We start from the raw sequence: 16,538 nt of genomic DNA on the forward strand, positions 1-16,538 counted from the left end.
TATAAAAATTTCACTAGTATTGTTATCGTGTAATAAAAATATTAATTTATAGGAATAAATTAACTACTGCTAAAAAGGTACTCCGATATTATCGAAGTACCTTTAACAATAGTTCTAACGAACTACCTTTGTATAATTTTTGAAATTTTCCTCTGCTATGTAGTAATTAAGCTTTGCCTTATTATATTCACATACAGCCATTAATTTATTTTCTTCAGCTGCATCACATTGCACTTGTGTACTTAATCCTACTTTTAACTTGGCTTTTTCAGTTTCTAATAATGTATTTGCTTTATCACAATCTAATTTTCTAGCTTCAATATCATTTTCTAAATTTAATATTCCATTATAATCCATTCTTATTTTAGCTTCTATGTTTCTCTTTTCATCTTCCATTTTATATCCTAATTCGATAATCTCATCCTCTAAATCTTCTTCTTTATTTTTATAATCCTGTGATGGTTTTAAAGCATTTTCTATCTCTGATTTATGGTTATCTACATAATCTTTTACGACATCTTTTTGCTTTATATCTATCTTTTGTTTTTCATTCATTGATTTTATAGTATGATACTTTATCAACATATTTTCAATAATATCATCTAATTTATCAACTTTAAAAACCTCATAAGGAATATCTGCTTTTTTAAGATTTAAAACTTCATTTACTTGCTTTCCTGTTGTCATGTTCAATTTTATTCTAATTTCCTCTTCATCATTTTTAAACTGTTGAAGCTTTATCTTAGCATCTGTTAACTTTGTTTCATCCTCAATTAAGGAAACCTGTGCTTGTGTTCCATATTTAATTTGTTGTTTTTTATTCTCTAAAACTTGAGTTAATCTTTCTATTTTTTTCTCTTGAATCTCTATCATTTCATTTTGAAGCATTATATTATAATAGGCTTCAGTAGCTTTAAGCACCACTTCATCTTGTTTTTGAGCACGTTCCCATTCAAGTTCATTAATTTCCCAATCTCTCTTAAATGGATAAACATAACGTCTCATTTCTTCATCATAAGCTTTTTTATCCTTATCAACATACTCATCATCATTATCATCATCTAAAGCCTCATGGTACCATCTATCTTTTACCTTTATCTTTTTTTCAAAAAGATTTAATTCTGAATTGTTTCCAGTAGTAAATCTAATTATATCATTTAAATCAACTTGTGAATTTTTAGAAACTGATCCCCATGCTGAACTAGAACCTATCCCTAAAACTCCAATTAATGCCATTGCTAAAGTTGCTGTTTTCATTTTCTTATTCATAGTAACTACTCCTTTCTTCTAATAATTAGGTCCTATTTTACTAGCTTTTTCAAGTTTATATAGTGCTAATTTGTAATTTCTCACAGCAGTATTATAATCCATTTGGGATTTATTCAATCCAAGTTCCGCATCTAACGTCAACGATATTGTACCCATTCCAGTTTCATATGCTTTATTAGCTGAATCTAACTGCTGATTTGATTTTTTCACATTTTGAGTAGCCAATTCTATTTCTTTTCTCTTATGAATAACATCTAAATAAGCGTTTTGTATATTTTGTTCTATATTTTTTTTAGCTTCAGATAATGCCACTTCTGATTCATCTATTGTTTTTTCAGCATTCATCCACTCATATTCATCATCATCAAAATAATCCTCTAACTTTTCCTTAGTTCTTTTTGCTTCTCTTAAATTTATATCAGCCTCAAAAATTTCAAACCTATCTTTTAAAGCACTTTGTAAATAGACTTTATATATTTTAGGCTCTTTAATACTCTTGTTTAATGCATCCGCAAGTTCTACTTTTCGTCTTTGACTTACTCCAATAGCACTTTTAAACTGAACCTTACCATTTTCTATATCTCTTCCTAAATTATCTACATCCAATTTTATTTTATCAATTTCAATTTTAGTTATCTTTCTTTCAACCTCAGAAGACGTACCATTTTTACAGCTTGTAACTAAATCTTCATATTTATCTAGAGCTCTTTTATACAACTGACTCTTTAAATTATATCCTTCTTGAGCATAAAGAAGCTTATCATATGCTTCCTTTACCTTAACATCTACCATTTCATTAGCAGCTTCCTGCTTCTTAATTGTTTTTTCAATCATGCACTGAACAGCATACCAAGGTATTTCCTTCGGCATAATAAATTTCTCATACTCCTCTTTGCTTGATAAATACTTTGGCTTTCCATCATTATCTGCCAATCCAACACTTATTACCTTTGCTTTAGCAGCTTCAAATTCTTCTTCCTTAGATTTAAGTTCTTCATATTTTTTTCTCATATAATCTATATTTACACCTAATAGCGCAAGTTTTGCATCTAGACCAGCTTTCATAGCTTCTGCTTCAGCAATTTTAGTTTTTATTTTTTCTATAGTTTTAGCATTTTCTTCATTATCAGGAATAGATTTTAATTTTTCTTTTAATTTTTTAATACCATCTTCAATTTCACTATATCCTTTTACAGTATCACTTAATTGTTTCTTTTGTGCTTTAAACTCATCACTATTGATTTTTTTATATGCTTCTTTATAGTCTTCAAAATCATCTTTAGCTTGAGCAGCTTCTCTACTCAAATCCTTATATTTTTTAAATTTTCTATTTAAAGTGTTTAATCCAGTTTTTAATCTTTTCAAATCAGTATTGCTGTTTCGTGAAAATGTTACAGCCTCTTCTTTTGACAGCCTTAATACACCCGTTGAAGGAGCAGCACTTGCTGAAAGTACCATTCCTCCTAAAAAGATGGATGCAAAGCACAACGATAATGTTTTTAATATAATTTTTTTATTTCTCATAGCTCCCCATCCTTTAAAATATTTTAACTATGCACTCACTTCCGCTGCTTTAGCTTTATTTAACTTTTTATTTTGTAGAAATTTATCTAAGGCAATTCTAAGTATATATAACCCAACTCCTAATGGAAGCCATACTGCAGTATAACGCAATCCCATATTAACATATGGAAGTATTGCCTCAAAATTAGCACCTTTCATATTTATATTTCTCAGTGGATTAATAAAACTTCCTAAAGGCCAAATCATATTAACTATATTGTATAAACCCTTTGGCATCATAAAATCTGGCCACACATATCCACAAGTAAGAATTGCTGGTACAGATAAAAATAAGCAAATCTGTACACATGGAAGTACTTCTTTAAATATTGCAGCAAAAACAAAACAAACTGCAATTAAATTCAAAATAAATATTAACAATAATATACAATCATATAATACTATTCCTCTAATCGGTAGATTAAAATACTTGCCAACTATATAAAAACAAATAGCAAATTGTATAATAGTACAAACTGATACAAATAAAATCCTTCCAATAACTTTTCCTAAGTGCTTCAAACCATCCTTTGATTTAAATTTTATATTCATTAATTTTTTCTTATCTTCTATTAACATTGGTGCAAGAACTTCTAGAAATGTTTGCTGTATCATTACCCCTATAATCCCAAACATTAAATATTTCATATAACTAATTTGAGGATCATATATTACACGCTGAACAAAAGACATAGAAGTAATTGTTTTTTTAGCACTATATAGATTCATTCCTTTTGCTTCTAATACCTTCATCTGAACTCCTGCATTAAGTGTATTTAATATTTCACTTCCATAAGCAAAAGCATTATTTCCAATAACAAGATTAGTCTGATCCACTATAAACAATGTCTTAGGAGCATTCATTTCCTTCATATTCTTCTGAAAATCTTTTGGTATTACAAGTCCAGCATATGCCTTTTTTCTCTTTATCAATTCCTTAAGCTCATTTTCTGAATCCACATATTTTACAATTTTAAAGCCTTCACTTTCATCAAATTGCTTTATAATACTCCTTGATATACTGGAATTATCCTGATCAACAATAACCGTAGGTATTTGTTCTACAAAAGTCTTACTATACACAGTTCCAAAAACAAATGTGAAAAATATAGGCACAGCAAGTAATATGATTAAATTTTTTAACCAAACTACGGTCATTTTAAGAATTTCTTTTTTACTCATATCTATGCCACCACCTCTATATTATCTTTATGTTGTCTTTTATCCCTCAACTTTTTCCATGCAATTTTTATAATTTTTTTCATAAAAAATACCACAAATGAAATCATCCATATATAGATAACAAATCGCGCTAGCCAGTTCATATCTTTTGCAACATAACTAATATCAATAGCTTTCATACTTAAATCCCTCAATGGTTCAGCATAATGAACATATGGAAGAAACTCTCCTATTTGTTCAAACAATTTTGGCATAGCCATTAATGGAAATGTAAAACCTCCCAAAATACTAGAAGGAAGTACTGATATTGCAGCCATTTGAGTAGCGAATAATTTACTTGGTATAATTAATCTAACTAACATTCCCAAACTAACCATACCAATAGAATAAATTAATGTCAGCTTCAATCCAGCTTCTACAGAACCCCTATAAGGAACTCCAAAATAATGAAATTGAACCCATATAGTAGTTATAATTGATACTGCTCCTAAAACACCCCAGAACAATGCTTTAAGCATATATAATATAAAGTATTTTTCCTTTTCACGTACACAATCTGCTCCTATCATAACTAACCCTACCTGAAGAATTGTTATCAACATACCTGGTATAAGGAAATTCACATAATTTCTAGTAGGATTATTAAGAAGTCTATATGTGAAATACATAGGCATTACCTTTTTAATTGATTCATTTGGAAGTATATTTAGCTTACCTTCCATAACTTTTTGTAAATACCCAGTTTTAATAGTTAATAATATTTCTGTCATTCTAGCTTTAGCCGCACTAGTAACAGACATTTGAGATCCATCATAAAACACAAGTATTTTTGGTCCTTTTCCCTCTACTAAATCCTTGGAAAATGAAGAAGGAATAATCACACCTACCATAGCCTTTCCCTGTTCTATAAACTCTTGTATATCGCTATCCTTTCGTGAACAACTAACTATATCAAAAATTTCATTACTTCTTATTTCTTCTGTAATCATTCTGCTAAATGAAGATTCATCTCTATCTACTACAATAGTAGGTATATTTAAAATTTGCTTAGCTTGCATATTATAACCAAATAAAAAACTTGAAGAAATAGGAATAACAAACAGCATTAGAAATATCATTAAAGTCTTCTTTAAAACAGCTATCCAATCTCTTGGAGTTATCCAAGCCTTTATTTTTTCTTTCATAACTATTTCCCAGCTTTCTTAACGTCTTGTTTAGTCTGTTCTTCAGTTTTTTGTTTAGTATCTTCTTTAACTTCTCCTTTAGCATCGGATTTATTTTCCTGGTTAATTTCTTCTTTTTTAGAATCTTCCTTCTTAGCATCTTCTTTATTACCAAAATCAACTAACGCTGTCATTCCAGGATATAATTCTTTGTCCATTTTAGAGAATTTTATTTTAACCCCATAAGATAAAATATCATATTGACCATTATCATTTGTTGCTCTCTTAGTTGCAAAATCAGGTTTTTTATTAACTCTTACAATTTCTCCTTCAAAGCTTTCATCTTTATAAGCAAGTAATTTAACATTAACCTTTTTACCTACAGAAACCATAGAAAGCTCTGTTTCTGGAACCTTAACTTCAAGCCACAAATTACTTGTTTTTGAAATTGTAATTAAAGGCATTCCTGTAGAAACAAGTTCTCCTACCTTTGGATTAACTGTAGTAACAACTCCATCTGTTGGCGCAGTAATCACTGAATCAGCAATATATGTGGAAACCTCTTTTGAAGCTGCTTGTGCTTGAAGCACTTGTCCTTTTGCAGCTTGAATCATCGAATCAGCTTTAGAAACCAAAGCTTTTGCTGCAAGCTTATCCTCTTCTCTAGCACCATTTAATGCTTCATCATATGTTTGTTTAGCTATTTCCACCTTCATAGCAACTTCCTTTAATTTTGTTGAAGCTTCCTCGTCCTGTTGCTGTGTAGCTATTCCTTGCTCATATAAAGCATGTACTCTTTCATAAGAATCCTTAGCAAATTTATGCGCTTCCTGTACAAAATCATATGCTGCTTTTGCTTTTGCTATAACTTCCGCTTTAGCACCATTTTCTGCTTTTTCTGATTGTGCCATAGCTGCATTTTTAGCTGCTTCTGCTGCCTTCATCTGTCCTGTTGCTGCCGCTGCAGCTGCATCTGCTTGAGCTTTTTTAGCTAGCATTGCATCGTTTGCTATACGAATTAATACATCACCCTTTTTAACTTTATCTCCTTCTGATACTTTAACCTCTATTATATTACCTGGAACTTTTGTATTAATAGTAGTTTCATCAGTTTCTACTTGTCCTTGTACAACAAGGTTTTGATCTTTAGATTGTATTAAGTTGTCTCCTGTTACACTTAATGAAGAAACACCACACCCTGTAAAAGTAGTGGAAATAATCATTGCAGAAATAATAGCTTTGTTTACGCTTTTCATATGTAAGATCCTCCCTGTAATTAATTCATTATAATATTTTATTTTTATTTAAAATTAACATCAATTAAATACTTTTGAATTTTTTCTAATATATCGTTTGTCATTTGTTTCTCTTCTATTGTTAAAAACATCATAATTTCAGAAGAAAACTTCTTATATTCAGGTAATACTTCATTTAATACTTTTTTCCCCTCTTTTGTAATCATGGTTTTTATACTTCTTCTATCTTCAGGATTATTAACACGATAAATAAGCCCTTTAGACTGCATTCTATCTACTAAAGAAGTCATATTTGCTTTTGTAACACACATTCTGCTTCCAAGTTCAGATAACGCAATTCCTTCATCACCAACTAAATAAACTAAATACAAGCACTGGAATTGAGTTTTTGATAAACCGATTTTTTTATAATACATATCAAAAATCTTATCTATTAAAAATGTTGTTTTAATAAAATTACCCATTATTCTTGTCGAGACATCGTCAAGCCAATCATAAGCATTTACTAAATTCTCAATATTCTTCAACGCTTATCCACCTCCATTTTAGTAAATACATATAATGTATATATGTTTATAGTACACATATATATAGTAAACATATGTACTATATTTGTCAACTACCTTTTAGCTAAAAAAACATAAAAAATAAAGGATAGTGCTCTTCATATAACACATTACCCTTTATTTTTTTACTTATCATAAAAATTTCTTATTCTATTTTTCTTTATTTGCTTTTACAATATACCTACCTTTAGGCACATTTCCAAACAAATAGCTTCCATTTTCTATAGTTCTTGTATATCTTACTGGTATTAAAATTGGATCTTCTTCCGTTCCTATAACTTTATATAAAATAACAACTGCTCCTTCTATCGAACTTCCTTGTGAATCTTTTATTTGCCCATTTACAGTTCCATTAGATGTTTGTGGTGCTATTTGCATAGTAGTATTAATATTTATAATTGAACCTTCTTCAATTATAGATATTTCTATAACATTAACTTCATATCCCATACCTGTTATTCTTATTGTATAATTTTCTACATCAAGGTTTATAAATACATATTGTCCGAATTCATTTGTAGATGTTGTGGATATTTCTGTTTCTTGTTCATTTTCTATCTTCAATAACCTTACTATTAAATTCTCAATTGGGTTATCATTTATATCAACCACATGTCCTGTTATTGTTGATTTATTAAACGCCAAATCTGAATTTAATTTTAAATTTACATTTGCAGTTTGCCCTGGTGCTAATGAAATAATTATAGGTCCACATAACAAATATTCTTTTTTTACTGAATAGATATATAGCTCAGATTGAGGCACTATATCTGTTATATAATACTTTCCTTTATCATCTGTTAATGCATGATATAAAGGATTTTTCAAATTATTTAAAATTTTAACTAGTGCATCTTGTATTGGATTTCCATTTAAATCAGTAACATATCCTATAATAGAAGCTTTACTCAAATAAGGATTGTCTGTTAACTGTAAATCCAACCTTTTTTCTTCTCCAACTGTAACAATTTCAGTCTTTTCTGATTGACCTAACACAAATTCTTCTGATGAAATATATGGAAGCAGCATATCTACCATATTGGATTGTATAGGACCAAAAACAACTGCTGTTACTTCATCAATAACACTAAATAAAACTTTAACATTATTTGATATAATTCTATTTACATTTTCACTAAATCGTATATTAATGGAAATAACAGCAGTATAACTTGTTGATGGTGGAATAGAATCTATTGTCCACGTAATAATTCCACCAGTAAAATCTCCCGAATGAAATATTTCTCCAACATCTGGAATAACGATCATTCCATTATATGACACCCTTAAATCTAAATCATCTGTAATATTAACATTAAATAGAGTATTAGTATTACTTGGGTTTGAAACAATTAATTTGTAGTAAATAACATCCCCAACTAATGCTTCTATATTTTCTGTAGTAAATTCTCCTTCTTCATCTTTAGTAAAATTCTTTTGAGACTTTGAAATTACTATATTACTATCCGTTACATAAACTGTTTCACTATCAATTTGAGTTGATCCAGCAGTTCCACCTTCTTCAACATTCCAATTTAACTTAGATATATTTACTTGTGCATCTTCAGGACTTACATTTACAGAATTTATTGATGCTTGAAAAGTATATATTATTGTAGTTTTTTGGTTACCTGAACTTATTGTTCCCTCATATGGGAATGCCAATTCTTGAGATGGAATTATATAATCTCCATTTCTTTTTAAGCTATCAGGAACATAACTTTGATTAGGAAGTAAAACATCTGATACTTGAATATTATATGCTGTCATTTTTCTTGGAATAGTAACTTCTATCATATAGTTTACTATATCTCCAACTAATACAGCATTACGGTCTACACTTTTTAAAATTTTAGGTAAAACTAAATTTAAATTTACCTTATTAGACAGAACAGGTCCTAATGTAATAGGATTAATTTGTGAAGTGTCAAATTCAGCAGAAGCTTCATTAAATATTTCTTTGCCAGCATTTAATCCTGAATTAATCCTTACTGCAAAGATTAAAACTTTGGAAACTCCTATTTCCAACAATTCTTCTGTCCAAGTAATAGTACCATCTGGATTTCCTTCTGGTACGGAGGATACTACCTCTCCTTCTGGAAATGGTATTCTAACTCCTGTGTAGGTAAAACCTGAATCCAATTTATCAGATGTAACAACATTATATGCAGCACTAGTACCATCATTTGTAATAATAATTCTATATTCTATAATATCTTCGGCTGCTGCATCATAAATCGCATTTGTACTAAAACTACCTCCTATCGATACATTTCTTTGTTCCTTTAATATTGCTATATGAGGAGTTTTTACAACTATATCTAAAAAATCTTCCTTGTACTTAGATAAGCTCTCACCACTATTAATCGCCCATTGCACTTTACTAGTATTTGTTTGAATTTCTTCGTATGGTGGAATATCTATTGTATTTATAATTCTTGTTGTAAATGTATATATAATAGTTTTAACTTCATAAGATGCGTCTATATCAGAGTTAATTGGGAATTCAATGGTTTGCTCATTTATAGTAGGAGTAATTTCTACAGCAGAATCTGGTGGTTCTTCTCTTGTTGATGGACCAATATATGATTGATTAGCAGGCAGCTCATCTTTAATTAATGGTGTATATGCAATTGTACCTTGAGGTACTATCGCAGTTATTGTATATATTATCTCATCACCTAATACTCCCTGCGTTATAGAAGACTGCTTAATAATATTAACTTTAGGTACTCTTAATTTCACACTGTTTGTGTTATTATCTCCATAGGTTACCTCAAACCCATTATTATTAGTACTATATATAAATGAAGCTTTATTAGTTATATTGTCTCCTGCTGCAATTCCAGGTAAAGAAACAACTTTGAAAGTTAATACAGCTTCTTGAGTAATATCTAATTCTTCAATATACCAAGTAATAATTCCATCCACTTCATTTGCTGTACCAATTGATGAAATCAATGAGCCTTCATCATATTGTAAGAATGGACTTAATACTTCAGTAACAATAGCATTATATGCTTTTTCAGATCCATTATTAGATATAGAGATTTTATATTCTATAATATCTCCAATCTCATATTGCATATTTTTTGTGGTGAAGCTGCCTTCTTTGGTAAAATTTCTTTGTTCCTTAATACCAATTAAATTAGGCATTTTTACTTCTAGCGCAACACTCTCATTAACAGTTAAAGTCCTTGTTCCTGCTTCATCTATACTCCAATTAACTAAAGCATTATTAATTTGAGAATCTATATATGGTTGAATATGCTGACCATTAGTTACCCTAATATCAAAAGTATATACAATGGTAACACTATCTGATACAGCATCAACATAAGGTATTGTTGAAAACTTTATAACACCTTCATTTACAATTGGTTCAATTGCTTCTCCATCTTTTTTTGCGCTTCCTTCAATAAACAATTGAGTTGTATTTGGTAAAGTATCAGTAACTTGGATGTTATATCCAATCGTTCCCTTTGGTATTGTTATATTTAAAGAATAACTTACCACATCTCCTATTTTAGTTTCTAATGGATTACTATTTTTCTCTAAAACAATCTTTTCAGATTTTAATGTACTGCTTGCAATAAAAGCTTCACCTGGATATTGATATGATCTATCTGGTTGTGAATAAGGTCTTTGAAGCACAGCAGTATTTATAAATTCTTCTCCACTACCTAAATCTGAATCTACATTTACATCAAAGCTTAATGTAACACTTTCATTAGGTGATAGCTTTCTAATGAGCATTGATACATTTTCTCCATCAAAAGAAGGATCATCAAAACTTCCACTTCCACTAGCACTCAAATTGTCTGCATAAGTTAATCCTTCAGGAATATTATCTGTTAAATTCATTTCAAATGCATCTACAACAGATTTCTCTAAATCTTGAACATTTGTAACAGTTATTGAATAGGTGTACGTTTCTTCTGGTTTTACAGCATTAATACTAGGTCCATTCACTTCTTTAACTAATTGAATATTGGGTTCTCCAAATTCTACGGATACTTGCTCTCTATCACTGTATCCAAGTCCTTCAGTATTTTCACCAGCAAGCTTAGCCAAATTACTTTTAAATCCAACAAAATCAAGATTTTGAACAATTATTTTAAAAGTTGCAGTCCACAAACTGTTTCCTGATATTGTTCCTAATGTCCATCTTAATCCATTTGGTGATACTGTCACTGGTGTAAATGCCTCTCCTAAATTACCACCATAAGTAACATATAACTCTTCACTTAAAGGTCCCATATTTAATGGTGCATACTCGTCTATTTCTATTTCCTTTTGAGAAGCTAAAATCCCCTCTGAGCTATAAGTTATCTTAAACTCCACTTCATCACCTGGAGATGCTTTTTTAATATCCTTTACTGTTCCATCCTTATAATAATAATTTAGTATTTCCTTCTTTATAATTGGTTGTTTTATTGTAATGCTTACTGATGAACTATCTGGTGTTTCTGTAGTTATAGTTTGATTAATACCTTCAATACTTACATTATTAGATAGATTATCCCTTGCACATACTGAATTTTCTCCAGAATAAAATTCATTTACTCTTGTTGAAAACGTAATAGAACCACTACTACTAACTTCTAAAATTCCTAAATTCCATTCTACTTCCGTAGTTCCATCTAAGTTATTTAAAATATTATTTGGTACTATTGATGCTGAATCAGTATTATAACTTTGACCATCGCTAATAATATCATTTATGACAAAAGACCCAACATCATCATATTGATTTATTTTATAAGATAAAGTATAGTTGTTTATTTTTCCTACATCCGTTATTTTATTACCTACGCCTTTATTTATTACGGCATCCATAGCATTAGTAACTATTGAGTCTTCAACAGGTCCCGATTCTCCATCTAATACAGCATCACTTTTTAATGGAGTTAAATGTGATATTCTATTACCACTATTTTCAATACAATTTTCCGTATAATTATCCCAAATCGCTGCTTTGAAAGTAATTACATTAATGGAATTTTGAGATAAATTAATTTCTCCCCAGTCCAACGTTACAAAATCCTGACACTCTGGGTTACCTTCAGGAATTATTATTTGAGGACTTGATAAAATATCAACATCAGGTCCAATAACATTTAGTTCTCCTAAATATCTTACTCCATTAGGAAGATTATCTATTAATGTAACTAATGATTCACTAATAATATTATTAATTACTGTTAATTTATATTCATATATCCATCCAGGAGATATTTCTAGTAAAATATTTCCTGCTCCCTTTGGCATTTTACCAGGAGCTGAATTTATTAAATCATATCTACGAGGAATAAAACTTGTTAACACATCTTTTATAATCTTTTCATTTCCAGAATCAAAATCTCCTCTTGGTAAAGTATCAACAGCACCTTTTAATATTATGCTTTCTAATGATATATCAAAAGGCACAACTTCTCCAGTTTCTCTAAAAAATTCATCTGCTTTTAATGTTATTTGTATATTAAAATTCGTTTCATTAGGAGCTAAATCCTTAATATTAACCCAACTTATTGTTATTTTTCCATTTTCATCTTCTTTGATACTAGTAGGTATAATAGAACTGTCCTGAAAAGATATACCATCAGGCAAAATAACTTCTACTGATAAGTTATATCCTCTTTGAGTATTGTTAATATTAGAAAAATAAAACTTAACACTTTCATTCATACCTATAACTGCACCAGCAGGCTTAGGAGATATATTCACATTAAAATCTAATGGTGAAATAGCCACACCATCACCTCTTTTACTATTTTCGTATACTAATATATTTATAAAATCCTATTTATATTATATTCTGACTATTTTGTTTAGTGATGTGCTCTTATTAACATTTGTTAGTAGATAACATAAATCTAATTTCAGCCATAGTATATATTGTTATAATTTTAAAAGGATTACCTTTATGTTTTTTGGTTATGTGAAATTTATCTTTATATTTAAATTTTATCGTAATTCCACTCAGAGTCTTTTTTTAATTTTATAACAGCATTCTTTTGAAGTTTTTCTGGTAAAAAATCTATGGATGTTTTTGATTCTCCTGTCCAATGAATAGGTTTGTCATCATAGTTTATTCCATCAAATATATAGTTGTAATGTATAGTAAGCCTTAATTTTTTTGAATATTTTAATTCTTCGGTTTTAAAAGAAGTAAGCCTAACATTTAAGTTAAAGGATTTCCAATACCATTTAGCTGCTTTATGAACTTTTAAGTCATCTACAAACGCAATAGTTCCATCACTATATAAATTTACACTACCCTTAAAAGAAAAATATTTTTCATTAAACTGTGAAACCGGCGCATTTCCTGTTACATATGCACTTGTACCTATAAGTTCTGGAAAATCATCGCTTGGTGTATAATCATCATTTTTTAAATATATATTATAAAATTCAGTGTAATTCAGTTCATTTTTAATCAATATATTTAGTTGATACTGATTAATATTATAGATTTTTGTTGTATTATTAACTTCTATTTTTGTTGGTTTAATTACTTCTTTGTCTGTAGCCAAATATACTGCTAATATAGCCATTACTGTAAGAATAAAAACTATTGTAGCACTACCTACTGTAGTTGCTACAATTATTCCTGTTGCTTTTAATAATTCTAAAACAAATGGAATAGTTGCTATAATAAGAGCACCTGCTAATGCAATTTCTTTGTTATTACTCTTAATATGCTGTATTTCATTGTAATTCTTATTGTTTTCTGATTGTGCATAGATAATATTATTTTTATGAATTTGAAAATTATTTAATTTATGATAATAACTCATTGTAGGGTCACCATTAATACGGGCAAACTCAGATTTTTTTAATCTTTCAATTAACTTTTTCACTTTAATTTGGTTTTCTTTACTAATAAAATATTATTATAATTCCACTCTGCAAGTTCTCTTATATAAAGCATAGATTTTTGATTTTGTTTTGGTATATATTTTACAGCCTTATCAAATAACTTTAAAAACTCTGTTTTATTACCACCTAAGTATTTAATAGTTTCAGGGTATTCTTTGTATAAGTAATCATACAAATAGTTAAAATCAATTTTAGACAAATCATATTTCTGTCTGCTTTTATCTATTCGTTTTTGAAACTTTTTCTCATTAAAGTTCATCCATGGACTGTAAAACATATCTTGAAACATATACTCATGGAATCCTGGCATGTATCTGATAAATATTTTGTTTGAATCATATCTTTGATTCATAATTAGTACTCCTTGTTAAAATAATGTTCACTAATATTCTATTCTTCACAGAAAAACATGTATATTTTTTTCTTCATTAAAATTGACAAACTTAATAAGTTTAATACAAAAGTAATCTTTATAAAAACTTATACTTTTTTAAAAATATATTTTACATATTTTTTAAATATAAATAAAACTTCCTAAGAATTTAAATTTCAAAATTCTTAGGAAGTTTTATTGTTAAATATAATTTTGTATAGCCATCAATGCTTTAATATCTATTTTTTTATCAGAATTAATCAATTCTTTAGCTTGTTCTTTAGATAATAGCATAGCTTCAATATCCTCATCTGGTTCTAAGTAGTCTTTTGATATTTTTCCTGAACAAGTACAATAGACTAATGCCGCACACTCATCTGTCATACCTGTTGATACATATGCCTTTTTTTTGCTCTTGTTGTAATCAATTTGGATTAAATCAAGTCCTGTTTCTTCCTTTAACTCACGCTTTACAGTAGTTTCAAAATCTTCTCCACTATCTATAAGTCCAGCTGGAAGCTCATATACATAATCATTAATAGGTACTCTAAATTGTTTTATAAGCACTAACTTATTCTCTTCTATATGAATAGATGCTATTATAACAGCGTCTATATCATCCTCTGCTCCATTAAAAAATTTATTGTTAACTGCATCTAAATCTTTTCTTGAAGCTATAGACCAATTTTTAACTTCCCCATTCTTATTTAAATATTCTGCATCATATAGCTTTAAATATTTTGTATCTGCCAATACATTAATATGATTTACTTTTGTTTTAGCCATATTATCAACTCCAATATAAATTTATAGGCACTTCAATTTTATATTATATATCAAATTTTCTGTTTTTTCACTAAACTAAGGAAAGTAATATTATTTTATGACCAGCAAATAATAAAAGCTCTAATTGACAAAACTAGATACTCAGTATAAAATTATAGAAGTTTTTACTGTAAAAATAATTTTAAATTGTTCACAAACACAGTCAAATTATAAAGGAGATAAATATGCTAATTTCATTTGATAAGTTAGAATTAAATTCAAATCTAATAGAAGGATTAAAAAAAGAAGGTATAAATGCGCCTACAGATATTCAATCAAAATCAATACCTTTAGCATTAGAAAATAAAGATATAATAGGTCAGTCAGAAACAGGAAGTGGAAAAACATTAGCCTATTTACTACCGATATTTCAAAAGATAAATAGTGAAAAAAAAGAAATGCAAGCTATTATATTAGCCCCTACTCATGAATTAGTTATGCAAATAGATAGACAAATCAAACTTTTGTCAGAAAATTCTGGAGCAAATATAACTTCTACTACTATAATAGGTGAAGTTAATGTAAAAAGACAAATCGAAAAATTAAAACAAAAGCCTCATATAATTGTAGGTTCAACAGGTAGAATCCTTCAACTTATAAAGAAGAAAAAAATAAGTGCTCACACTATTAAAACTATTGTTATAGATGAAGGTGACAAACTTTTAGATAAAAATAATTTAAATTCAGTAAAAGATGTTATAAAAACTACAATGAGAGATAGACAATTAATGGTATTTTCAGCTACTATAAATGAAAACACCATAAACATAGCAAAAACTTTAATGAAAGAAGCAGAAGTTATAAAAATCAAAGATAAAAAAATGGTAAATCCAGACATTAATCATATGTATATTTGTACAGAACAAAGAGATAAAATAGAAATTTTAAGAAAATTAATAGCTGCAATAAAACCTGAAAAAGCTATTGTATTTCTAAATAAAAGTGATGAAATTGATATAACTACCTCAAAACTTCAACACCACAAAATAAAAGCATATGCACTATATGGTGCTGCTGAAAAAGAAGATCGAAAAAAAGCATTAAATGGTTTTAGAAGTGGAAAATATCAAGTTTTAATAGCTTCCGATGTAGCTGCTAGAGGCCTGGACATAAAAGGTGTAACTCACATATTTAATTTAGATTTACCTGAAAAATCAACGGAATATCTACATAGAGTAGGTAGAACTGGTAGATCTGGGGAATTAGGTATTGCTATTTCTATAGTTACACAAAAAGAAATATCCTTAATTAGAAAATACGAAAAAGATTTTAATATAAAAATTAAAGCAAAGAAAGTATTTAAAGGAACTCTTTTAGACGCAGACAAAGTAAAGCCAGATGGTACAAATAACAATAATAGGAACTCAAATTCAAATAAAAAAAATAATTTTAAAAAATCCAAATAAATATTTGAGGGCTGTCTCAAAATAAAAAAGCCACACTATGTTGCGTGATTTTT

The 16,538-nt window shown here is 28.6% G+C and carries 11 protein-coding genes; 1 reads left to right on the plus strand and 10 read right to left on the minus strand.

Annotation, left to right across the window (positions count from 1 at the left end):
- Positions 1 to 114 precede the first annotated feature (114 nt).
- The 10 genes from OW763_RS01050 to OW763_RS01095 form a co-directional block, all read right to left on the minus strand.
- The gene (locus tag OW763_RS01050; protein ID WP_268039209.1) at positions 115 to 1,269 is read right to left on the minus strand and encodes a TolC family protein; all 1,155 of its coding nucleotides are present in this window, start codon (positions 1,267 to 1,269) and stop codon (positions 115 to 117) included.
- 18 nt (positions 1,270 to 1,287) lie between these two features.
- Positions 1,288 to 2,793: a TolC family protein gene (locus OW763_RS01055; RefSeq protein ID WP_268039210.1), complete on the minus strand. Its 1,506-nt coding sequence runs from the start codon at positions 2,791 to 2,793 to the stop codon at positions 1,288 to 1,290.
- 27 nt (positions 2,794 to 2,820) lie between these two features.
- Positions 2,821 to 4,014: an ABC transporter permease gene (locus tag OW763_RS01060; protein ID WP_268039211.1), complete on the minus strand. Its 1,194-nt coding sequence runs from the start codon at positions 4,012 to 4,014 to the stop codon at positions 2,821 to 2,823.
- Positions 4,015 to 4,016: 2 nt separating this feature from the next.
- Positions 4,017 to 5,198 carry an ABC transporter permease gene (locus OW763_RS01065; RefSeq protein ID WP_268039212.1) on the minus strand — a complete coding sequence of 394 codons (1,182 nt, stop codon included), beginning with the start codon at positions 5,196 to 5,198 and terminating at the stop codon, positions 4,017 to 4,019.
- A gap of 2 nt (positions 5,199 to 5,200) precedes the next feature.
- The gene (locus tag OW763_RS01070; protein WP_268039213.1) at positions 5,201 to 6,433 is read right to left on the minus strand and encodes an HlyD family secretion protein; all 1,233 of its coding nucleotides are present in this window, start codon (positions 6,431 to 6,433) and stop codon (positions 5,201 to 5,203) included.
- Between the two features lie 44 nt (positions 6,434 to 6,477).
- Positions 6,478 to 6,960 (minus strand): MarR family winged helix-turn-helix transcriptional regulator, encoded by a 483-nt coding sequence (locus OW763_RS01075; RefSeq protein ID WP_268039214.1) that lies wholly within the window; start codon positions 6,958 to 6,960, stop codon positions 6,478 to 6,480.
- A gap of 189 nt (positions 6,961 to 7,149) precedes the next feature.
- The gene (locus OW763_RS01080) at positions 7,150 to 12,753 is read right to left on the minus strand and encodes a carboxypeptidase regulatory-like domain-containing protein (RefSeq protein ID WP_268039215.1); all 5,604 of its coding nucleotides are present in this window, start codon (positions 12,751 to 12,753) and stop codon (positions 7,150 to 7,152) included.
- 206 nt (positions 12,754 to 12,959) lie between these two features.
- The gene (locus tag OW763_RS01085) at positions 12,960 to 13,799 is read right to left on the minus strand and encodes a hypothetical protein (protein WP_268039216.1); all 840 of its coding nucleotides are present in this window, start codon (positions 13,797 to 13,799) and stop codon (positions 12,960 to 12,962) included.
- Between the two features lie 59 nt (positions 13,800 to 13,858).
- Positions 13,859 to 14,233 (minus strand): hypothetical protein, encoded by a 375-nt coding sequence (locus OW763_RS01090; protein ID WP_268039217.1) that lies wholly within the window; start codon positions 14,231 to 14,233, stop codon positions 13,859 to 13,861.
- A 222-nt stretch (positions 14,234 to 14,455) separates the two neighbouring features.
- Positions 14,456 to 15,040, minus strand: a complete 585-nt coding sequence (locus tag OW763_RS01095; protein WP_268039218.1) for an NUDIX hydrolase — start codon at positions 15,038 to 15,040, stop codon at positions 14,456 to 14,458.
- 224 nt (positions 15,041 to 15,264) lie between these two features.
- Between OW763_RS01095 and OW763_RS01100 the strand changes: the two genes are divergently transcribed.
- Entirely contained in the window at positions 15,265 to 16,485 is a 1,221-nt protein-coding gene (locus OW763_RS01100) for a DEAD/DEAH box helicase (protein WP_268039219.1), read from the plus strand.
- Positions 16,486 to 16,538: the final 53 nt, after the last annotated feature.

The sequence above is a fragment of the Clostridium aestuarii genome (assembly GCF_026735135.1).
In the GTDB taxonomy this organism is placed as follows: domain Bacteria; phylum Bacillota; class Clostridia; order Clostridiales; family Clostridiaceae; genus Clostridium_H; species Clostridium_H aestuarii.

Coding starts and splice junctions, on each gene's coding strand:
- OW763_RS01050 (WP_268039209.1), bottom strand. CDS start 1,269: ATGAATAAGAAAATGAAAACAGCAACTTTAGCAATGGCATTAATTGGA.
- OW763_RS01055 (WP_268039210.1), bottom strand. CDS start 2,793: ATGAGAAATAAAAAAATTATATTAAAAACATTATCGTTGTGCTTTGCA.
- OW763_RS01060 (WP_268039211.1), bottom strand. CDS start 4,014: ATGAGTAAAAAAGAAATTCTTAAAATGACCGTAGTTTGGTTAAAAAAT.
- OW763_RS01065 (WP_268039212.1), bottom strand. CDS start 5,198: ATGAAAGAAAAAATAAAGGCTTGGATAACTCCAAGAGATTGGATAGCT.
- OW763_RS01070 (WP_268039213.1), bottom strand. CDS start 6,433: ATGAAAAGCGTAAACAAAGCTATTATTTCTGCAATGATTATTTCCACT.
- OW763_RS01085 (WP_268039216.1), bottom strand. CDS start 13,799: ATGAGTTATTATCATAAATTAAATAATTTTCAAATTCATAAAAATAAT.
- OW763_RS01090 (WP_268039217.1), bottom strand. CDS start 14,233: ATGAATCAAAGATATGATTCAAACAAAATATTTATCAGATACATGCCA.
- OW763_RS01095 (WP_268039218.1), bottom strand. CDS start 15,040: ATGGCTAAAACAAAAGTAAATCATATTAATGTATTGGCAGATACAAAA.
- OW763_RS01100 (WP_268039219.1), top strand. CDS start 15,265: ATGCTAATTTCATTTGATAAGTTAGAATTAAATTCAAATCTAATAGAA.